The organism is Actinomadura sp. NPDC023710 (assembly GCF_040639875.1).
In the GTDB taxonomy this organism is placed as follows: Bacteria; Actinomycetota; Actinomycetes; order Streptosporangiales; family Streptosporangiaceae; genus Spirillospora; species Spirillospora citrea.
In genome coordinates this window covers 37,633-57,264 of sequence record NZ_JBFAGB010000038.1, presented here as the reverse complement: position 1 = coordinate 57,264, position 19,632 = coordinate 37,633, and the positions used below count along the sequence as shown (strand labels likewise).

17 protein-coding genes are annotated in these 19,632 nt (G+C 72.9%); 12 read left to right on the top strand and 5 right to left on the bottom strand.

The genetic code is table 11. The annotated features are described in order from the left end of the window. The first annotated feature begins 20 nt into the window (after window positions 1-20). From AB0H37_RS34505 to AB0H37_RS34475, 7 genes are all read left to right on the top strand, one after another. Window positions 21-899 carry an FAD binding domain-containing protein gene (locus AB0H37_RS34505; protein ID WP_329094292.1) on the top strand — a complete coding sequence of 293 codons (879 nt, stop codon included), beginning with the start codon at window positions 21-23 and terminating at the stop codon, window positions 897-899. Next, on the top strand, window positions 899-1,384 hold the full coding sequence (locus AB0H37_RS34500) for a (2Fe-2S)-binding protein (RefSeq protein ID WP_179833206.1): 486 nt from the start codon (window positions 899-901) through the stop codon (window positions 1,382-1,384). The genes AB0H37_RS34505 and AB0H37_RS34500 overlap by 1 nt, the downstream gene beginning before the upstream one ends. Further along, window positions 1,381-2,748, top strand: a complete 1,368-nt coding sequence (locus tag AB0H37_RS34495) for an 8-oxoguanine deaminase (RefSeq protein ID WP_360616927.1) — start codon at window positions 1,381-1,383, stop codon at window positions 2,746-2,748. The genes AB0H37_RS34500 and AB0H37_RS34495 overlap by 4 nt, the downstream gene beginning before the upstream one ends. Then, complete coding sequence (gene pucD, locus AB0H37_RS34490) at window positions 2,749-5,058, top strand: xanthine dehydrogenase subunit D (protein WP_360616926.1); 2,310 nt, start codon at window positions 2,749-2,751, stop codon at window positions 5,056-5,058. Beyond that, on the top strand, window positions 5,055-6,353 hold the full coding sequence (gene allB / locus AB0H37_RS34485) for an allantoinase AllB (RefSeq protein ID WP_360616925.1): 1,299 nt from the start codon (window positions 5,055-5,057) through the stop codon (window positions 6,351-6,353). The genes pucD and allB overlap by 4 nt, the downstream gene beginning before the upstream one ends. Further along, window positions 6,350-7,348 (top strand): allantoicase, encoded by a 999-nt coding sequence (gene alc / locus AB0H37_RS34480; protein ID WP_360616924.1) that lies wholly within the window; start codon window positions 6,350-6,352, stop codon window positions 7,346-7,348. The genes allB and alc overlap by 4 nt, the downstream gene beginning before the upstream one ends. A 79-nt stretch (window positions 7,349-7,427) precedes the next feature. Then, window positions 7,428-8,303 carry a hypothetical protein gene (locus tag AB0H37_RS34475; RefSeq protein WP_360616923.1) on the top strand — a complete coding sequence of 292 codons (876 nt, stop codon included), beginning with the start codon at window positions 7,428-7,430 and terminating at the stop codon, window positions 8,301-8,303. 57 nt (window positions 8,304-8,360) lie between these two features. Here AB0H37_RS34475 and AB0H37_RS34470 read toward each other — a convergent pair whose 3' ends face one another. After that, window positions 8,361-8,594 carry a DUF397 domain-containing protein gene (locus AB0H37_RS34470; RefSeq protein WP_179833212.1) on the bottom strand — a complete coding sequence of 78 codons (234 nt, stop codon included), beginning with the start codon at window positions 8,592-8,594 and terminating at the stop codon, window positions 8,361-8,363. A gap of 103 nt (window positions 8,595-8,697) precedes the next feature. Continuing rightward, window positions 8,698-9,318, bottom strand: coding sequence for a TetR family transcriptional regulator (locus AB0H37_RS34465; RefSeq protein ID WP_229810478.1), 621 nt, complete (start codon window positions 9,316-9,318; stop codon window positions 8,698-8,700). 238 nt (window positions 9,319-9,556) lie between these two features. Between AB0H37_RS34465 and AB0H37_RS34460 the strand changes: the two genes are divergently transcribed. From AB0H37_RS34460 to AB0H37_RS34450, 3 genes are read left to right on the top strand one after another with little or no spacing between them, the layout of a single operon-like run. Then, the gene (locus AB0H37_RS34460; RefSeq protein WP_360616922.1) at window positions 9,557-11,176 is read left to right on the top strand and encodes an AMP-binding protein; all 1,620 of its coding nucleotides are present in this window, start codon (window positions 9,557-9,559) and stop codon (window positions 11,174-11,176) included. Further along, the gene (locus tag AB0H37_RS34455) at window positions 11,177-12,283 is read left to right on the top strand and encodes an acyl-CoA dehydrogenase family protein (RefSeq protein ID WP_360616921.1); all 1,107 of its coding nucleotides are present in this window, start codon (window positions 11,177-11,179) and stop codon (window positions 12,281-12,283) included. Further along, the gene (locus tag AB0H37_RS34450; protein WP_329094277.1) at window positions 12,284-13,456 is read left to right on the top strand and encodes an acyl-CoA dehydrogenase family protein; all 1,173 of its coding nucleotides are present in this window, start codon (window positions 12,284-12,286) and stop codon (window positions 13,454-13,456) included. Between the two features lie 60 nt (window positions 13,457-13,516). On the opposite strand, the gene AB0H37_RS34445 is transcribed toward AB0H37_RS34450, so the two are convergent. Then, the gene (locus AB0H37_RS34445; RefSeq protein ID WP_329094276.1) at window positions 13,517-14,944 is read right to left on the bottom strand and encodes a glutamate decarboxylase; all 1,428 of its coding nucleotides are present in this window, start codon (window positions 14,942-14,944) and stop codon (window positions 13,517-13,519) included. Window positions 14,945-15,066: 122 nt separating this feature from the next. Beyond that, window positions 15,067-15,738 (bottom strand): TetR family transcriptional regulator, encoded by a 672-nt coding sequence (locus AB0H37_RS34440; RefSeq protein WP_329094275.1) that lies wholly within the window; start codon window positions 15,736-15,738, stop codon window positions 15,067-15,069. 140 nt (window positions 15,739-15,878) lie between these two features. Here AB0H37_RS34440 and AB0H37_RS34435 point away from each other — a divergent pair, with 140 nt between their 5' ends. Both AB0H37_RS34435 and AB0H37_RS34430 read left to right on the top strand, forming a co-directional pair. Beyond that, the gene (locus AB0H37_RS34435) at window positions 15,879-17,498 is read left to right on the top strand and encodes an MFS transporter (RefSeq protein WP_329094274.1); all 1,620 of its coding nucleotides are present in this window, start codon (window positions 15,879-15,881) and stop codon (window positions 17,496-17,498) included. Window positions 17,499-17,519: 21 nt separating this feature from the next. Continuing rightward, window positions 17,520-18,200, top strand: coding sequence for a rhomboid-like protein (locus AB0H37_RS34430; RefSeq protein ID WP_360616920.1), 681 nt, complete (start codon window positions 17,520-17,522; stop codon window positions 18,198-18,200). Window positions 18,201-18,206: 6 nt separating this feature from the next. Here AB0H37_RS34430 and AB0H37_RS34425 read toward each other — a convergent pair whose 3' ends face one another. Continuing rightward, on the bottom strand, window positions 18,207-19,454 hold the full coding sequence (locus AB0H37_RS34425) for a hypothetical protein (protein ID WP_360616919.1): 1,248 nt from the start codon (window positions 19,452-19,454) through the stop codon (window positions 18,207-18,209). Window positions 19,455-19,632: the final 178 nt, after the last annotated feature.

Here is a 19,632-nt window from a genome sequence, read left to right as displayed (position 1 = left end):
CCATGGAGGAATACTGAGACATGGACTTTCTACGACCGGTGACCTGGGAGGACGCGCTCGCCGCCAGGGCCGCGCGGCCGGGCGCCCTGCCCGTCCAGGGCGGCACCGACGTCATGGTCGAGATCAACTTCGACGCGCGGCGGCCCGAGGCGCTGCTCGACCTGACCCGGATCCGCGCCCTCACCGAATGGGACACGGCGGACGGACGGCTCCGCGTCGGCGCCGGCGTCCCCTACGCGCGGCTGATCGACGAGCTGGGCGGGCGGCTGCCCGGCCTCGCCCAGGCGTCCCGCACGGTCGGGTCGCCGCAGATCCGCAACCGCGGCACGGTCGGCGGCAACCTCGGCGCCGCGTCGCCAGCCGGGGACGCCCATCCGCCGCTGCTGGCCGGGGACGCGGTGGTCGAGGCCGAGTCGGCCGAGCGCGGCGTCCGGATGATCCCGGTCGCGGAGTTCTTCAGCGGCGTGAAGCGCAACGCGCTCGCGCCGGACGAGCTGATCCGCGCGTTCTGGACGCCGCCCGCGTCCGGCCCGCAGTACTTCTCCAAGATCGGCACCCGGAACGCGATGGTGATCGCGGTCTGCTCGTTCGCGGTCGCGCTGCACCCCGGCGAGCGGCGCGTCGGCACGGGCCTCGGCTCGGCCGCCCCGACCCCCCGCCGCGCGACCGAGGCCGAGGCGTTCATCTCCGGCGAGCTGGACTGGGACGGGCGCCGCCCGCTCGCCGAACCGGCGGCGCGGCGCTTCGGCGAGCTGGTGCGGGCCGCGGCGTCGCCGATCGACGACGTCCGCGGGACGGGCGAGTACCGCAGGCACGCCCTGGCGGTGCTGGCGCGCCGCACGCTCACCTGGGCCTGGGACGACTACCGCAAGGCGACCGTGGGAAAGGCGGCCTCGTGATGCGCGTGAACCTGACCGTCAACGGGTCCGAGGAGGCCGTGGACGAGGTGTGGGAGGGCGAGAGCCTGCTCTACATGCTCCGCGAGCGGATGGGCCTGCCCGGCTCCAAGAACGCCTGCGAGCAGGGCGAATGCGGCTCGTGCACCGTCTACCTGGACGGCGTGCCGGTGTGCGCCTGCCTGGTCGCGGCGGGCCAGGCCGAGGGACGGGAGGTCGTCACCGTGGAGGGCCTGGCGCAGGGGCCGCCGGGCGAGGAGCGCCTCGACCCCGTCCAGGAGGCGTTCGTCGAGGCGGGCGCCGTGCAGTGCGGGTTCTGCACGCCCGGCCTGATCGTCCAGGCGCACGACCTGATCGAGCGGAACCCGGCGCCGTCCGACGCGGAGATCCGCGAGGCGCTGGCCGGGAACCTGTGCCGCTGCACCGGCTACGAGAAGATCCTCGACGCGGTGCGCCTCGCGGCCGAGCGCAGGGCGGTCACCCGATGAAACGCGTCGTCATCGAGAACGCCCATGTCGCCACCGTGTCCGGGGACGAGTACCCGGGCGGTCACATCGTGGTCGAGGGTGACCGGATCACGGCCGTCGGGCCCGGCCCCGCCCCGAGGACGGACGCCGGCCCGGGGGAGGTCGAGCGGGTCGATGGCACGGGATGCCTGGCCACTCCCGGCCTGGTCAACTCCCACCACCACCTCTACCAGTGGGCCAGCCAGGGCATGGCCGTCGACGGCACCCTGTTCGAGTGGCTGACCACCCTCTACAAGCCGTGGTCGAAGATGGACGCCGAGGTCGTCGCGGGCGCCGTCACCGCCGGGCTCGGATGGCTCGCCAAGTCGGGCTGCACGACGTCCACCGACCACCACTACCTGTTCCCCAAGGGGCGCGGCGACCTGTTCGCGGCCGAGATCGAGGCCGCCCGGGAGATCGGCGTCCGGTTCCATCCGTGCCGGGGATCGATGGACCGCGGCGAGTCGCAGGGCGGGCTGCCGCCGGACGAGGTCGTCGAGGACCTCGACACGATCCTCGCCGAGACCGAGGCCGCGATCGACCGGTACCACGACCCCTCGCCCGGCTCCCTGCTGCGCGTCGCCGTCGCGCCCTGCTCGCCGTTCTCCGTCACGCGGGAGCTGCTGGTCGAGTCGGCCCGGCTGGCGCGCGACAAGGGCGTGCGCCTGCACACCCACCTCGCCGAGACGCTCGACGAGGAGGAGCACACGCGCGAGCAGTTCGGGATGACGCCGGCCGAGTACATGGACTCGATCGGCTGGCTGGGCCCCGACGTGTGGCTCGCGCACTGCGTCCACCTGCACGACACCGACGTCAAGCGGCTCGCCGAGACCCGCACCGGCACCGCGCACTGCCCGAGTTCCAACGCCCGCCTCGGCGCCGGGATCGCCCGCGTGTCGCACCTGCTGGAGGCGGGCGCGGCGGTCGGCCTCGGGGTGGACGGGGCGGCGTCGGCCGAACTCGTCCCGCTCGCCGGGGAGCTGCGGCAGGCGATCTACATGCAGCGCGCCCGGTACGGGCCGACCGCGCTGAACGCCCGGCAGGCCCTGGAGATGGCGACGCTCGGCGGCGCCCGCTGCCTCGGCCGCGAGGACGAGATCGGCGCCCTCGCACCGGGCCGGCTCGCCGACATCGCGCTGTGGCGCGTCGACGGCTTCCGCGCGGCCGTCGACGACCCCGTCGTCGCGCTGGCGTTCGGCCCGACGCCGCCACTGGAGCGCCTGCTCGTCGGCGGGCGCACCGTCGTGGACGGCGACACGCTCGTCACCGTCCCCCAGGACGAGGCCGCGCGGCGCGGCGCGGACGCCCAGCGCCGCCTGATGCGCCTCGCGGAGGAGGTGCTCTGAATGACGTCCCCGACCAAGAGCCCGGCCCACACGGCCACCCCGGAGATCGGCGGAGTCGGCGAGAGCCCGCTGCGCCCGGACGGCACGCTGAAGGTCGCGGGCGAGTTCGCCTACGCCTCCGACCTGTGGCTGGAGGGGATGCTGTGGGGCGCGACGCTCCGCAGCCCGCACCCCCGGGCGCGGATCCGGTCGCTCGACGTCGGGCCCGCCCTCGCGCTGCCCGGCGTCCGCGCCGTCCTCACCCACGAGGACGTGCCCGGCCGCAAGGTGTTCGGCATCGACCGCACCGACGACCAGCCGGTCCTCGCCATCGACCAGGTCCGGCACCAGGGCGAGCCGGTCGCGCTCGTCGCCGCCGACCACCCCGAGACGGCGCGGCGCGCGATGGACCGGATCGCCGTCGACTACGAGGTGCTGGAGCCGGTCACCGACCCGCGCGCGGTGATCGCCGACCCGGAGGGCCTGAAGGTCCAGGACCGCGGCGGCATCACCCGCCACCAGCCGGTCCGGGTCGGGGACGTGGACGCCGCCAGGGCCGCGGCGGCCGTCGTGGTGTCCGGCGAGTACGAGGTCGGCATCCAGGACCAGGCGTTCCTCGGGCCGGAGGCGGGCCTGGCGATCCCGGCCGAGGACGGCGGCGTCGACCTGCACGTCTCCACACAGTGGATCCACAACGACCTCAAGCAGATCGCGCCCTGCCTCGCGCTGCGCGAGGACCAGATCCACATGACGCTCGCCGGCGTCGGCGGCGCCTTCGGCGGCCGCGAGGACCTGTCGATGCAGATCCACGCGTCGATGCTGGCGCTGCACACCGGCCGGCCCGTGAAGATGTCGTACAACCGGTACGAGTCGTTCTTCGGGCACGTCCACCGGCACCCCGCGCAGATGCGGTACGAGTACGGCGCCACGCGGGACGGACGGCTCCTCTACGCCGACGTCGAGATCGTCCTGGACGGCGGCGCGTACACCTCGTCCACCATGAACGTCGTCGGGAACGCCGCCTCGCTCGGCATCGGCCCCTACGAGATCCCCAACATCCGGATCGACGGGTACGGCGTCTACACCAACAACCCGCCGTGCGGCGCGATGCGCGGGTTCGGCGCCGTCCAGGCGTGCTTCGCCTACGAGTCGATGATGGACCGGCTCGGCGCCGCCTGCGGCCTCGACCCGGTCGAGATCCGCCGCCGCAACGCCGTCACGCAGGGATCCAGGCTCGCGACCGGGCAGGTCATCGAGTCGCCCGCCCCGCTCGCGGAGATGCTGACCCGGCTGGAGGCCATGCCGATGCCTCCCGACCCGGACCGGTCCGACCTGCGGAACCTGCCGGGCGGCGTCTCCCAGACGACCCACGGCGAGGGCGTCGTGCGGGGCGTCGGCTACGGCGTCGGGATCAAGAACATCTGCTTCTCCGAGGGCTTCGACGACCTGTCCACGGCCCGCGTCCGGCTGGAGGTCATCGGCGGGGAGGCCACCGCCCTCGTGCACACCGCCGCCGCCGAGGTCGGGCAGGGACTCGTCACGGTCAAGGCGCAGATCGCGCGGACCGAGCTCGGCGTCCAGAAGGTCACGATCGCCCCGGCCGACAACCGGGTCGGCGACGCCGGGTCCTCCAGCGCGTCCCGCCAGTCGTACATGACGGGCGGGGCGGTCAAGGCGGCCTGCGAGGCGGTCCGCGCCGAACTCCTCGCGCGCGCCGCCCGCCGCTTCGGCCGCACCGACCTGACCGTCGCCGGCGGGAAGATCATGTCGCGCACCGAGGGAGCGCTCGGCACGATCGAGGACGTCCTCGGCGAGACCGCCATCGAGGAGACCCGCGAGTACCACCACCGCCCCACCACGCCCCTGGACCCGGTCACCGGGCAGGGCCGGAGCCACACCCAGCTCGCGCTCTGCGTGCACCGCGCCGTCGTCGACGTGGACGTGGACCTCGGCCTCGTCAAGGTCGTCGAGCTGGCCGCCGTCCAGGACGTGGGCAGGATCCTCAACCGGACGGCGCTGGAGGGGCAGATCCACGGCGGCACCGCGCAGGGCCTCGGCCTGGCGCTGATGGAGGAGATCGTCGTGACCGGCGGCCTGGTCCGCAACCCGTCCTTCACCGACTACCTGATCCCCACCATCCTCGACATGCCGCCGATGCGCCTGGACATCCTGGAGAACCCCGACCCGGAGGCGCCCTACGGCCTGCGCGGCGCGGGGGAGCCGCCCACGCTGTCGTCCACGCCCGCCCTCGTCGCCGCGATCCGGGACGCGACGGGCCGAGCGCTGACCCGGGTCCCCGTCCGCCCGGAGCACATCGTGGCCGGTCCATGACCCGGGACGACCTCGTCATCCGCTCCCGCCGGACCGTCCTGCCGGAAGGGGAGCGGCCGGCGGCCGTCTCGATCCGCGCCGGCCGCATCACCGCGATCTCGCCCTACGACACCGCCGCCTCGGTGGACCTGGGCGACGTCGCGCTGCTCCCCGGCCTCGTCGACACCCATGTCCACATCAACGAGCCGGGGCGCACCGAATGGGAGGGCTTCGCCACCGCCACCCGCGCCGCGGCGGCGGGCGGCGTCACCACGCTCATCGACATGCCGCTCAACGCGCTGCCCCCGACCGTCGACCCGCCCGCGCTCGCGGCCAAACGCGCCGCCGCCGAAGGCGCCTGCGCCGTGGACGTCGGCTTCTGGGGCGGCGCGATCCCCGGCAACGCGCCCTCGCTCCGCCCGCTGCACGACCTCGGCGTCTTCGGGTTCAAGTGCTTCACCTCCGACTCCGGCGTCCCGGAGTTCCCGCCCCTCGCACCCGCCGACATGAAAGCGGCGTTCCGCGAGATCGCCTCCTTCGACGGTCTGGCCATCGTGCACGCCGAGGACCCGGCCTCGCTGTCCCCGCCGTCCGGCGGCGACTACGCCGCCTTCCTCACCTCGCGCCCGCCGTCGGCCGAACGCCGGGCCGTCGAACAGGTCGTCCGGCTGGTGGAGGAGACCGGTGCGCGCGCCCACATCCTGCACCTCTCGGCGGCCGACTGCCTGGACGTCCTCGCCAAGGCGCAGGCGGACGGCCTGCCGGTGACCGCCGAGACCTGCCCGCACTACCTGACCCTCTGCGACGGCGACGCCGGGACCGCCGTGTTCAAGTGCTGCCCGCCCATCCGCGACGCCGCCAACCGCGACCGCCTCTGGCAGGGGCTCGCCTCCGGCGTGATCTCCTGCGTCGTCACCGACCACTCGCCCTGCACGCCCGAACTGAAACGCGGCGACTTCGCCACCGCCTGGGGCGGCATCTCGTCCCTGCAACTCGGCCTGCCCGCCGTCTGGACGGCCGCCCGCGCCCGAGGCCACGACCTGGCCACGGTCGTCCGCTGGATGTCCGAGGCCCCCGCCGCGCTCGCCGCCGTCCCCCGCAAGGGCGGCATCGCCCCCGGAAACGACGCCGACCTGGTCGCCTTCGCCCCCGACGAGACCTTCACCGTCGACCCCGCGTCCCTCCACCACCGCCACCCCGTCACCCCCTACGAGGGCAGGACGCTGACGGGCGTCGTCCAGGCCACCTGGCTGCGCGGCGCACGCGTCGGCGACGCCCCGACCGGACGCCTGCTCACCCGCTCGGAGGCACGATGACCGACTTCACCTCCCTGCCGGACCTGGCCGTCCGCACGCTCGGCGGTTCGGTCATCGCCGCCAGCGACGAGTCCTTCGCCGAGAAGGAGAACCTGCTCAACCCCTGGAAACCCGCTTTCCAGCCGGAGACCTTCGGCCCGAAGGGCCAGCTCTACGACGGCTGGGAGACCGCCCGCCGCCGCACCCCCGGCCACGACTGGGCCCTGATCCGCCTGGGCCTCCCGGGCCAGATCCACGGCATCGTCGTCGACACGGCCTGGTTCAAGGGCAACTACCCCCCGCATGCCTCAGTAGAGGCCTGCTTCGCCGACGGCTACCCCGCCCCCGCCGAACTCGAAGCCGCCGACTGGGTTGAGATCGTCCCGAAATCCCCCCTCAAAGGGGACACCGCACACAGCATGACCAGCGCCAACACGGCCCGCGTCTTCACCCACGTCCGCCTCAACATGTTCCCGGACGGCGGCATCGCGCGCCTCCGCGTCCACGGCAGGGTCGTCCCCGACCCCGCGTACCTGACGGGCCTGACCGTGGATCTGGCCGCCCTGGAGAACGGCGCCCGCGTCCTCGACTGCTCCGACCGCTTCTACTCGTCCCCCGACAACATGCTGTTCCCCGGCCTGGCCCGCACCCAGGCCGAAGGCTGGGAAACCGCCCGCCGCCGCGACGACGGCAACGACTGGGCCGAAATAGCTCTGGCCGCCCCCGGCACCATCGAACTGGCCGAGCTCGACACCACGAACCTCAAATTCAACGCCCCCGCCGAAGCCCAGCTGACGGCCACCACCAGCGACGGCGAACGAACCGTCATCCTCCCGCGCACCCGCCTGCAACCCGACACCCGCCATCGCTTCCGCCTGAAGACCCCGGAGGTGGCGAAAGTCCGCCTGGACATCCACCCCGACGGCGGCCTGGCCCGCCTCCGCCTCTGGGGCCCCCTAAACGCCACAGTCGAACAAGCCCTAACAACCCACTGGAACACGCACATTCACCAATAGCGGGCTGTGTCGCGGATCACATTCACAGTAATTGGATAGTCACGGTATCCAACAACAGTGGTCAAGTAACTTTCTGTGCATGGTATCCGCCAAACACGAAGGACCAATCAAGATCATCCGGGATAACCCGGAAATCGTGGTCCAATTACTCAAAATCGCCTTCGGAATCGACGTTTCGGACGCGGCCACCATCAGATCGACGAGCGAGAGCTGTACCCAGCTGGCCCCCGCCGCCTACGTCGCCGACAACGTCGTGGAGATATGCGAAGGCGGGTCCACCGAACCCACCATCGGCGTCATCGCCGAGACCCAGCTCGCCAAGGACTCCAGGAAGCACGGCAGCTGGCCGCTTTACTTGACCTCGCTGCACGCCAAGCTCATGTGTCCGTGCTACCTCCTGGTCATCTGCCCTAGCAGATCGGTGGCGGAATGGGCGCGCGAGACGATCCAGATCGGCCACCCGGGCTTCAATCTCGCCCCCTACGTGTTGGGCCCTGGCATGGGGCCTCTCGTCACCACTCCCGACCAGGCCGCGCAGATGCCCGAGATGACCGTCTTGGCCGCACTCGCCAACATCATCCCGACCGACAAGGAGTCCCTGAAGATCACACACGCCGCCCTCGCCACCATCTCGAACGAGGATGAGGAAATCGGCAAGCAGTACACTGATCTGGTGGTGGACGTGCTCTCGAAAGCCGCCCAAAAGATCTTGGAGGGGTACGTGGACACCGGTGTCGCCGGATACAAGTACAAGAGCAGCCCGTTCCGCCGCACGCACGCTGAAGGCGAGGTCAGCGGCGAGGCGAAGTCGGTGCTGAAGGTCCTCGACGCGCGTGGACTGTCGGTGTCGGGCGAGGTGCGGGAGCAGATCCTGGCCTGCACTGACCAGGACCAACTGGATCAGTGGCTGGTCCGCGCAGCCACGGCGGAGAGCGTCGATCAACTGTTCGGCTGAGCCGGCGGCGCGTGCGTCAGTGAGAACGCCCCCGGTGGTCGCCGGGGGCGTTCTGCGTCAGGGGGCCTCGGTGGGGTCTTCCAGGAGGTCGTCGAACTCGCCGTCCTTGACGCCGGCGATGAAGGCGTCCCACTCGGCCTCGGTGAAGTAGAGGATCGGGCCCTCGGGGTTCTTGGCGTCGCGCATGACGACGGCCCGCTCACCGAAGTCCTTGTGCTGGACGGGGACGTCCCTGCCATCGATGAACTCGATGATGACCCCGTCGCTGAGGATCGGTTCCTGTCCGGTCACTGGCACCCCTTCTTCGTCCTGGCTCCTGTCGGGTCCAAGGCTAATGGGGAAGGCATGGGCGGCACGGGGGAAAGCGGTGACTCTCCGTTCGCTCCCGTGTCGCTCAGTCGATGAGGAGGCGGGACGCGGTGATCTCCAGGCGGGCCTGGATCTCCTCGGCGGTGGCGTTGCCGCGCAGCATCTCGATCATCTCCATGGTCCAGATGCCGGACAGGGCGCGGGCGACGAGCCGGCGGGGGTCCTCGGCGGGGATCTTCTCCGGCGGGCCGGACGCGGCGCGCAGGAGCAGCTCGCTCATGCGGTCGCCGAAGTCGGTCTTGACGTCGGAGAGGAGGAGGGAGCGGATCAGCGCCTCGGCCAGCTCCGGCTCTCGCATCAGGCCGCGGGTGGCGCGCATCAGCACCTCGACGGCGCGCTCCGGGGCGCCGCCGGCGCGGGGCGGGCGGCGCTCGATGCTGCCTTCGAGGAGGTCGAGCTCCTCGCTGACGACGGCGACGACCAGGTCCATCTTGGACGGGAAGTAGCGGTAGAGGGTGCCGAGGGCGACGCCCGCGCGCTCGGACACGGTGCGCATCTGCATGGCCTCGATCCCGCCGCGCGATGCGAGTGCCGCGGCCGCCTGGACGATACGCTTGCGCCGCTGGTGCTGGCTGCGGGAGCGCACGCCCTGGCCGCCCGGCTGACCCCGGGTCTCGTCCCCGGTCACTGTCGGCTCTGCGGTCACGGTCGCCTTCCCTTCTGTGCGGGCCCGGTCGCCCGATGCCTTCCCCCAAGCGTACCGCTCTTGCGAGAACCTGTTATCTGATCAGCTCATCGCGCTCTCGTTCCCGGCTGCCCCCGCCCGTCCGGTTTCCCATGACACCCAGGGGAACCGCATTGCGAACGAGGGAGATCAGCCCTCTGGACACTTAGTAGAATCTGTTCTACTTTTTCGCCGTGGGACGGATCGGGGAGGTGGGCCGGTGAGCGTCGCGGCGCTGCTGGAGGCGCGGGCGGACGACGACCGCCCCGGGCTGCGGTCCGCCGACGACGGCCGGGCCTGGACGTGGCGGGAGGTCGTCGCCGAGTGCGCGGCCCGCGCCGCGTGGCTGAGCCGTGAGGCGCGCCCCGAACGGCCGGTCCACGTCGGTGTGCTCCTCGACAATCTTCCCGAAGTGGTGTTCCTCCTCGGGGGCGCGGCGCTGTCGGGGGCGGTGGTGGTGGCGCTGAACCCGACGCGGAGCGGTGCCGAGCTGGCGGGCGATGCCGAGCGCGCCGACTGCGACCTCGTCCTGACCCAGCCGCGGTACGCCGAGAAGGCCGCCGCGCTCGGGCTGCCGGTCGTGGACGTGGACGCGTTCCAGGAGCTGATCGCGCCCTTCGCGGGCTCCCCGCCGCCCGGCGCCTCGGCGATCGGGTCCGGCACGCTGCTGATGTTGATCTTCACGTCCGGGACGTCGGGACGGCCGCGGGCCGTTCGCGTCACCCACCGGAAGGTGGTCGTGCCGGGTGAGATGCTCGCCGAGCGCATGCTGTCGCCGGAGGCGGTCGTCTACTGCCCGATGCCGCTGTTCCACTCGGGCGCGGTCATGGCGGCGTACGCGCCCGCACTGGCCGCCGGCGCCGAGCTGGTGCTGCGCGCCCGGTTCTCGGCGTCGGCCGTCCTGCCGGACGTGCGCGCCCACGGCTGCACCTACCTGCACTATGTCGGCAAGGCCCTCTCGTACGTGCTGGCCACGCCGGCCGGGGAGGCCGATGCCGACAATCCGGTGCAGTTCGCCTTCGGGAACGAGGCCGCGCCGCTGGAGCAGAAGATGTTCGGCGAGCGGTTCGGGTGTTTCGTCATCGACGGCTACGGCTCCACGGAGACCGCGATCTCGCTGGCGCCCGACCCGTTCGGCCCGCAGGGCGCCCTGGGGAGGCCGGCGGACGGCATCGCGATCCTCGACCCGGCGGGACGGGCGTGCCCGCCCGGCGTGTTCGACGAGGCCGGACGCCTGGTGAACGGCGACGAGGCCGTGGGGGAGCTGGTCAACACCGGCGACCTCGGCCTGTTCGACGGGTACTACAAGGAGGACGCCCCCGACCGGCTCCGCGACGGCATGTTCTGGAGCGGCGACCTCGCCTACGCCGACGCGGACGGCTACATCTTCTTCGCCGGGCGCAGCGGCGACCGGATCCGCGTGGACGGCGAGAACTTCGGCGCCGTCCAGGTGGAACGCGTTCTGGCGGAGCTGCCCGGTGTCCGCGGGCTCGCGGTGTACGGGGTGCCGGACGCCGCGTCCGGCGACCAGGTGATGCTGGCCGTCGTCGCCGACGCCTTCGACCCGGGGGCGTTCGCCGACTACCTGCGCGGGCGCGCCGACCTCGGACCGAAGTGGATCCCGCGGTACGTGCGGGTGGCGCGGGAGCTGCCCGCGACCGCCTCCAACAAGATCCTCAAGCGCCGGCTGGCCCGGGACGCCTGGCGCACCGACGACCCGGTGTGGTGGCGGCCCGGCCGCGACCTCGACTACCGCCCGATGAGCGCGGCGGACGCGGCCGCGCTGCGGGCCGAGTTCGAGCGCAGCGGCCGGCTGCACCTGCTGGAAGGGAGCGGATGAGTGGACTTCAACCTCGACGAGACCCAGCAAGACATCAAGGGGCTCGCGGCGGACGTGCTCGCGCGGGAGGCCGCGCAGGAGCGGCTGGAGGCGTTCGAGAAGGGCGGGGCGCCCTATGACGACGTGACGTGGAAGGCGCTCGCCCAGGCGGGGCTGCTCGGCGTCGTCCTGCCCGAGGACGCCGGCGGGGCCGGCCTCGGGCCGGTCGAGCTGGCGGTGATCCTGCGGGAGGCCGGGGCCCGCACCGCGCCCGTCCCGGTGTACGCCTCGCTCGCGTTGGCGGCCGTCCCGATCGGGGCGCACGGGACGCCGGAGCAGCGCGCCCTGCTCGCCCCGCTCACCGAGGGCGCGACGATCCTGACGGGCGCGTACCGCGAGGTCGGCCCGGTCGGCGAGGTCGCCGCGACGGCCCGCGCGGACGGCGGCGGCTACGTGCTGGACGGTGTGAAGACGTTCGTCCCGTACGCGCGGGAGGCGTCCCTGATCCTGGTCCCGGCCCGCGTCGAGGACGGCGGGGTCGGGGTGTTCCTCGTGGAGCCCGCCGCCGTGACGATCACCGAGCAGCCGTCGGCGACGACCGAGCCGCTGTCGCGGGTCGCGCTGGACGGTGTCCGGGTCGGCGCGGACGCCCTGCTCGGCGGGACGGCGGACGGCGCCGCCTGGGACACCCTGCGCCGCTCGGCCGTCGCGGGCGCGGTCGCCGTCGCCTCCGGTGTCATCGAGGGCGCGCTGGAGCTGACCAAGGAGTACACGAAGACGCGCGAGCAGTTCGGCCGGGCGCTCGCGCAGTTCCAGGCGGTCACGATGCAGATCGGGGACGTCTACATCGCCAAGCGCGCGCTGGACGTGGCCGTGTGGGCGGGCGTGTGGCGCCTCGCGCAGGGCGCGGACGACGCCGAGGAGGTCCTCACCATCGCCGCCTACAACGCCTGCGACCCCGTGGTGAAGGCGCTCTACATCTGCCAGCACCTGCACGGCGGCATCGGCCTGGACATCACCTACCCGCTGCACCGGTACTTCGCCTGGGGCAGGCACTGCGGGCATCTGCTCGGCGGCGGCGAGGACCGTCTCGACGCGCTCGGCGCCCTCATCGCCCAGGAGGCCTGAATGTTCATCGACCTGACCGACGAGCAGAAGCGGCTGCGCGCCGAGCTGCGCGAGTACTTCGAGAACTGCCTGACCGCGGAGCAGCGCGCCGCGATCCGCGCCGACCCGTTCGGCCCCGCCTACCTGGAGCACTGCCGGCGCCTCGGCCGCGACGGGATGCTCGGGGTCGCGCTGCCGAAGGAGTACGGCGGCCGCGGCTACGGCCCGGTCGAGCAGACGATCTTCGCCACCGAGATCGCCCGCGCCGAGGTCACCTACCCGCTGATCACGCTGAACTCCGTGGCGCCGACGATCCTGCAGTACGGGTCGGAGGCGCACAAGGAGCACTTCATCCCGCGCATCCTCGCGGGCGAGTGCCACTTCGCGATCGGCTACAGCGAGCCGGGCGCCGGCACCGACCTCGCGGCGCTGCGCACCACCGCCGTCCGGGACGGCGACCACTACGTCGTCAACGGCCAGAAGATCTTCACCTCCGGCGCCCACCACGCCGACTACGTGTGGCTCGCGGCCCGCACCGACCCGGAGGCCAAGAAGCACAAGGGCATCTCGATGCTCATCGTGGACTGCCGGGACCCGGGCTTCTCCTGGACGCCGATCATCACGATGGACGGCGCGCACCACACGAACTCCACCTACTTCCAGGACGTCCGCGTGCCGGCCGACATGCTGATCGGCGAGGAGAACAAGGGCTGGGACCTCATCGTCAACCAGCTCAACCACGAGCGGGTCACGCTCGGCCCGGCCGGGAACATCGGGCACACCCACGTCCGGTTCGCTCGCTGGGCCCGCACGACCCGGGGACCCGGCGGCCGCCCGCTCATCGAGGAGCCGGCCGTGCGCCGCGCGGTCGCGCAGGTGTACGCCTACCTGCGCGCGAACGAGTTCCTCAACTGGCAGGTCGCGGCGAACCAGGACCTCGGCTGGCTCGGCGCGGCCGACGCGTCCGCCACCAAGATCTACGCCTCGGAGCGGATGCAGGAGGTCGGGCGGATCGCCGGGGACGTCCTGGCCCGGTACGGCGACCCGGGCGACCCGGAGACGGCGGACTTCATGGAGTCCCTGGACCGGCTCGCCAAGGGCGCGCTCGTGCTGACCTTCGGCGGCGGCGTCAACGAGATCCAGCGCGAGCTGATCGCCATGATCGGCCTCGGGCTGCCCCGGGCGCCGCGCTGACGCCGCAGGAGGCCGGGTCAGGCGGCGGTCCGCCGCCTGACGGTCGGACCCGTCCCGCCGTCAGACCTGCCGCGCCCGCACCTTCTTCGGTTCGGCGCCGTGGGCGAAGCCGCCGGCCTCCCGCGGGTCGCGATGGGCCTGCTCGTGGGAGCGCAGCCGGGACGTGACGCGCTGGAGGTCGTCCATGAACAGGTCGGCGAGGTCGTGCCCCAGCCCGTTGCGCACCACGACGCGCAGGACGTCGAGGTCGGTGCGGTTCTCCGGAAAGCTGTAGGCGGGCACGAGCCAGCCGCACTCGCGCAGCGCGGCGGACACGTCGTAGACGGTGAAGGCGGCGGCGTCCCCCCGGACCCGGAACGCGAACACCGGGAGCTCGTCGCCGCCGGTGAGCGTCTCGTACGGGCCGAGCCGGCCGATCTCGTCGGCGAGGCGGGTGGCGACGTCCCGGCACCCCTGCTGGACGCGGCGGTACCCGTCGAAGCCGAGCCGCAGGAAGTTGTAGTACTGGGCCACGACCTGCGCCCCGGGCCGGGAGAAGTTCAGGGCGAACGTCGGCATGTCCCCGCCGAGGTAGTTGACGTGGAAGACGAGGTCGTCCGGCAGGGCGTCCTCGTCCCGCCACAGCGCCCAGCCCACGCCCGGCATGACCAGCCCGTACTTGTGGCCGGAGGTGTTGACGGAGGCGACCCGGGGCAGCCGGAAGTCCCAGAGCAGGTCCGGGTCGAGGAACGGGGCGATCATCGCGCCGGACGCGCCGTCCACGTGGATCGGGACGTCGAGCCCGGTGCGCGCCTGCAGGTCGTCGAGCGCCGCCGCGACGTCGGCCACGGGCTCGTAGCTCCCGTCGAACGTGGAGCCGAGGACGGCGACGACGCCGATCGTGTTCTCGTCGCACAGCTCCACGGCCTCCCGCGCGCCGAGGTGGTAGCGGTCGCCCTCCATCGGCACGTAGCGGGGCTCGACCTCGAAGTAGTTGGCGAACTTCTCCCAGCAGATCTGCACGTTGACGCCCATGACGAGGTTGGGGCGGTCGGCCGGCTCGCCCGCGGCCCGCCGCCGTTCCCGCCAGCGGCGCTTGAGCGCGAGGCCGCCGAGCATCGCGGCCTCGCTCGACCCGGTGGTGGAGCAGCCCACCGCGTGGTGCGGGTCCTCGGCGTTCCACAACCGGGCGAGCATGTGCACGCAGCGCAGCTCCAGCTCGGCGGTGCGCGGGTACTCGTCCTTGTCGATCATGTTCTTCTCGGCGCACTCGGCCATCAGCGCCCGCGCCTCCGGCTCGGCCCACGTGGACACGAACGTCGCCAGGTTCAGCCGCGCGTTGCCGTCCAGCATCAGCTCGTCGTGGACCACCTGGTAGGCGGTGGACGGCTCCATCTCCCCGGCGGGCAGCCGGTACCGCGGGACCGTCAGCGGCTCCCGGGTGAAGATCGGGTTGACCACCAGGTCGCGGCCGCCGCGCCCGGCGCGGGGCGGGTGCTTCGGAGCCATGTCGCCCTCCTCGTCCGTGCGGGGATGAGGCGTCCCCCCGTACCGCACGACAAGTACCCGCGGCGCCGTCGCGCACACACCGCGTGAGCGTGTCGTCGCAGGTCAGTCGCCCGGTGGGCGGGTCAGTCGTCCGGCGGGGCGGGCTCGTTCAGGCCGTTCTCCAGGATGGCGAAGGCCTGGTCGACGGTCTCCGACAGCGTGGCGAACGCCCCGCCGAGGCGGCTGGTGGCGTCGGCGGCGGCCTGGAACGCGCAGGTGGTGGCGGCGGCGACGACGTGCGGGCGCAGCTCGCTGGCGGGGTCCAGGCCCATCCGCTCGGCGATGACCTCGGTGAGCAGCGCCTGCTTCCGCTGCGCGTGCTCCAGGCTGCCCGCCATGAGCGTCGGGCTGTTGCTCATCATCGCGAGCATGCACTCGAAGCGGCCGGGGTCGAATCCGAGCTCGCCGGCCTCGCAGGCGCGGGCGATCTCCACCACGGTGTGCCGCAGCGCGGTCATGATCGGCTCGTCCCGAGGGCGTTCGGCGAGCTTGCCCAGCACGGCGCGGGTCTGCTCTTCCTGGAAGGTGAGGGCGACGTCCTCTTTCGAGGCGAAGTAGCGGAAGAACGTGCGGGACGAGACGTCCACGGCGTCGGCGATCTCCTCGACGGTGGTGGCGTCGAACCCCTTCTCGGCGAAGAGGGTGAACGCCGCGTCGACGAGCGCCTCCCGGGTGCGCTGCTTCTTGCGTTCGCGCCTGCCCGGGGGCTGGGAACCGGGGCCGGACGTACCGGTCTCGGGGGCGGTCGCGGTCATGCGCGCATTGTAATCGCCCGGCGATCGTCCGTCGAGCGCTGGATGTCGTGACGTGAAACATGTCACGAGCAAACCAAGGGCAGTTGACGACAACTGTCAGGCTATGACAATTTTGAGCCCTGCCAAGCCGGAGGTCGATGATGACTCACTCCCATGGCGCCGAGACCCTCGAACCGGGCGCCGTCCACATCCCGCCGCGCGACCAGGCGCGCGGCCGTCCCGCCAGAGCGGGGCACGGGCATCCCTGGCTCACGCTCATCGCGGTCGCGCTGGGCGTGATGATGGTCGGGCTGGACGCGACCGTCGTGTCCATCGCCAACCCCGCGATCGCCAAGGACCTCGGCGCGAGCCTGTCCGGCCTGCAGTGGGTCACCAACGCCTACCTGCTGGCGCTCGCCGTCACGCTGATCCCGGCCGGGAAGATCGCCGACCGGTTCGGCCGCAAGCGCACCTTCCTCGCGGGCGTCGTGGGGTTCGCCGTGTCGTCGGTGCTGATCGGGCTCTCGGGCGGGCTCGGCATGGTGATCTTCTGGCGGGTGGTGCAGGGGTTCGCGGGGGCGCTCCTGCAGCCGGCCAGCCTCGCCCTCCTGCGCAACACGTTCCCGGCCGAGCGGCTGAACGCCGCGATCGGCATCTGGGGGTCCACGGTCGGCATCTCCATCGCCGGCGGCCCCATCGTCGCCGGGCTGCTGGTGGAGAACGTCAACTGGGAGTCGGTGTTCTTCCTGAACGCCCCGCTCGGGGTCGTCGCGCTGCTCGTCGGGCTGTGGGTGATCCGCGAGTCCAGGGACGAGGAGGCCGCCGGCTCGTTCGACCTGCCGGGCGTCGCGCTGCTCAGCGGCGCGCTGTTCGCCCTGGTCTGGGGGCTCATCAAGGCCGGCGAGAACGGGTTCGGCGACGCCGTCCCGCTCGTGTCGTTCGCCGCGTCCGCCGTGCTGTTCGCCGCGTTCGTCTGGAACGAGCTGCGGGTGGAGCGCCCGCTGCTGCCGCTCGGGCTGTTCCGGTCGGTGTCGCTGTCGGCGGCGACCGGCCTCATCGTGCTCGGCTTCTTCGGGATGTTCGGGACGATCTTCTTCATCACCCTGTACCTGCAGCAGGTGCACGGCATGAGCCCGGTGGACGCGGGCGTGCGGATGCTGCCGATGACCGGCGTGTTCATCGTCGCCTCCCCGGTGGCGGGCGCGCTGACCAGCCGGTTCGGGCCGCGGGTGCCGCTCGTCCTCGGGATGGCGTTCACCGCGACCGCGATGTTCGGCCTGTCGCGCATCGGGGTGGACGCCCCGTACGTGCAGCTGTGGCCGTGGTTCGTGCTGGTCGGCCTGGCGTTCGGGATGGTCATCGTCGCCGGCACCGAGGCCATCGTCGGCAACGCGCCCGCCCACCTCGCGGGCGTCGCGGGCGGCCTCCAGCAGACCGCCGCGCAGGTCGGCGGCGTCCTCGGCACGTCGGTGCTGGGCGTGCTGCTGTCGACCAAGGTCGGGGACGTGCTGTTCGGGCGGCTCACCGGCGCGGGCCTTCCCGGCGAGGCGGCGCACCGGCTCGAAGGGCAGGGCGGGCTCGTCTCGCAGGGGGTGGCGCCCGTCCCGCCCGGCACGCCGAAGCCGGCGGCCGACGCCATCACGACCGGGAGCCACCTCGCGTTCATGGACGGCTTCCAGACGTCCCTGACCGTGGCGGGCGCCGTCGCGCTCGTCGCGATCCTCGCCGCGCTCCTGGTGCGGCGCGGGACCTCTCCGGTCGAGGGCGCGGCGGCCGCGTAGGTCCCGGTCTAGGCTGCCGGTGTGGTGGGTTTCGCGAGGCTTCGCCGGATCCTCAGGTCCTATCCGATGCCGCTGACGTTCCTCGGGCTGTTCACGGCCATGTGGATGGTGCAGGCCCTGATCCTGCCTCCGGGCGCGCGGCAGGCCGTGATCGCCTGGGCCAGCACCAACCTGGCCAACCTCGCGGTCAACCCGGTCGGGACGATGGTCGCCTCGGCGTTCGTCGCCGAGGGATCGCAGGGCGTGCTGCTCGTCGCGGCGGCGATCGGGCTGTTCCCCATCACCCGGCGGTTCGGGAACCTGGGGGCCGTCGCCCTCGTCACGGCCTCGCACGTGCTCGGCACGCTCATCAGCCAGGGCATCGCGCTGGTGCGGCTGGAGGCGGGCCTGCTCTCGGACTCCATCCGCACGATCCCCGACGTCGGGCCGTCCTACGTGCTGTGCGCGGCGCTCGTCGCGGCCTTCCTGTACGGGCACGGGCGGGTCCGGCGGCTGGTCGCGCTGGCCTGGTGGTGCGCGCTCGTGCCCGTGCTGCTGGACGGCCTGCTCACGCTGGAGGTCGCCGCCGTCGGCCACCTGGTGGCCATGCTCACCGGCGCGGTCGCCGGGCGGCTGCTCCTGCTCCGCGAACGCCGGCGCGGGCCCGCGCCGCTCGGCGCGGTGCCCGCCGGCCCTCCGGCCGCCGGAGCCGCCGAGGCCTGACCCCGGTCAGCCCTCGCCGCCCGGCTGCGGGGCCGGGTTCGAGGTGGGGCTCGGGCTCGGGGTCCCCGGGTCCGACGGCGGGTCGGACGGGGTGTCCGTCGGCGGCGGCGTCGGATCCGTGGACCCGTCGTCCGGCGGGGTCGTCGGATCGGACGGCGTGTCCGGGGGAGTGGTCGGCGTCGTGTCGTCCGGGGGCGTGGACGGCTGCTCCGGCTTCGTGGGGGTACTGGACGCCGGCGGCTTCCCGCCCGCGGGCTCCTGCGACGGCGACGTCGCGGGCGGCGCCGGCGCCGCGCCGCCGGCCGGCGCCCCGCCGACCTGCTGCGGCGGCGAGCCGTACGCGCTGGTCACCGGGTTCTGCGAGCCGCCGTCCGCCCGCTCGGAGCCGGTCAGGCCGGGCGGCGGGTCCGGCGGGACACCGTGGCTCGACGTGGACGCCGGGTGCGTCTGCCCCTTGCCCGCCGTCGGCGTGAGCGAGGCGGCGCTGCCGCCCTTGGCCGCGGGCCAGGACACCAGCAGCCCGATGACGGCCGCGGCCGACGCGGCGACGCCCGCGACCGCGCCGAGGCCCTTGGAGGCGAAGCGGGAGGCCCCGCGCCTGCGGTGGTCCGCCCGCGCCGGGCCGATCACGACGAGCGGGCTCGGTGAGATGACGCTCGGCAGCGGCCGGGCGGCCTCCTCCTCGCAGGCCGCGAGGACCTGGTCGCGCAGCCAGCCGGGCGCGTGCGCCGGGGCCCGCCGGGCGAGCAGCCGCGGCAGCCGCCCCTTCTCGAACGCGGAGATGAGGTCGAGCCGCGCCTCGGTGGCGCCGCGCATCAGGATGTCGAGGACGGCCCGCTCCAGCCGCGTCCGCGCCGCGTTGAGCAGCTGCATGACGGTGTCCGGCGCGAGGCCGAGGACGCGGGCGATGTCGTGCGGTTCGAGCCACTCGCCCGCCGACAGCAGCAGCACCTCGCGGTGGTCGGAGCGCAGGCCCCCGGCGGCGCGCAGCAGCGGGTCGGGGTCGGCGAACAGCGGACCGCGCGCGCCGGCGCCGATGCCCGGCCCATCGGTGAACGCGCCGCGCTCGGCGCAGGCCGTCCGGGAGAGCGAGTAGAGCCAGAGCACGCTGTCGCCGCGCGGCGGCTGGTGCACGGCCGCGCTGAAGGTGTCGCCGACGGCCGCCGCCGCGAGCTGGTCGCCCACGAGCGACCAGCAGTAGGCGTACAGGCGGTCGGCGTGCGCGTCGTAGAGCGAGCCCAGGTCTCCGCCCATGTTGCCCCCCGTCTCCGTCCGGTTTCACTTCCGACAAAACGTGCATATCGCAGGCCAGGGGGACTCTAGCGGTTCCGGTCAACCCATGAGAAGCCAGGGATCGGACATCGCGTCGAATAGCACGGAAGGTAGCAGTGAGTGCTGCGGACGGTGACGTTCACGGAGATTTCCGAAAGTT

Bases quoted from the DNA above. Each gene is read 5' to 3' on its own strand.
- AB0H37_RS34505 (WP_329094292.1), top strand. From the start codon at position 21: ATGGACTTTCTACGACCGGTGACCTGGGAGGACGCGCTCGCCGCCAGG.
- AB0H37_RS34500 (WP_179833206.1), top strand. From the start codon at position 899: ATGCGCGTGAACCTGACCGTCAACGGGTCCGAGGAGGCCGTGGACGAG.
- AB0H37_RS34495 (WP_360616927.1), top strand. From the start codon at position 1,381: ATGAAACGCGTCGTCATCGAGAACGCCCATGTCGCCACCGTGTCCGGG.
- pucD (WP_360616926.1), top strand. From the start codon at position 2,749: ATGACGTCCCCGACCAAGAGCCCGGCCCACACGGCCACCCCGGAGATC.
- allB (WP_360616925.1), top strand. From the start codon at position 5,055: ATGACCCGGGACGACCTCGTCATCCGCTCCCGCCGGACCGTCCTGCCG.
- alc (WP_360616924.1), top strand. From the start codon at position 6,350: ATGACCGACTTCACCTCCCTGCCGGACCTGGCCGTCCGCACGCTCGGC.
- AB0H37_RS34475 (WP_360616923.1), top strand. From the start codon at position 7,428: ATGGTATCCGCCAAACACGAAGGACCAATCAAGATCATCCGGGATAAC.
- AB0H37_RS34450 (WP_329094277.1), top strand. From the start codon at position 12,284: ATGTTCATCGACCTGACCGACGAGCAGAAGCGGCTGCGCGCCGAGCTG.
- AB0H37_RS34445 (WP_329094276.1), bottom strand. From the start codon at position 14,944: ATGGCTCCGAAGCACCCGCCCCGCGCCGGGCGCGGCGGCCGCGACCTG.
- AB0H37_RS34440 (WP_329094275.1), bottom strand. From the start codon at position 15,738: ATGACCGCGACCGCCCCCGAGACCGGTACGTCCGGCCCCGGTTCCCAG.
- AB0H37_RS34435 (WP_329094274.1), top strand. From the start codon at position 15,879: ATGACTCACTCCCATGGCGCCGAGACCCTCGAACCGGGCGCCGTCCAC.
- AB0H37_RS34425 (WP_360616919.1), bottom strand. From the start codon at position 19,454: ATGGGCGGAGACCTGGGCTCGCTCTACGACGCGCACGCCGACCGCCTG.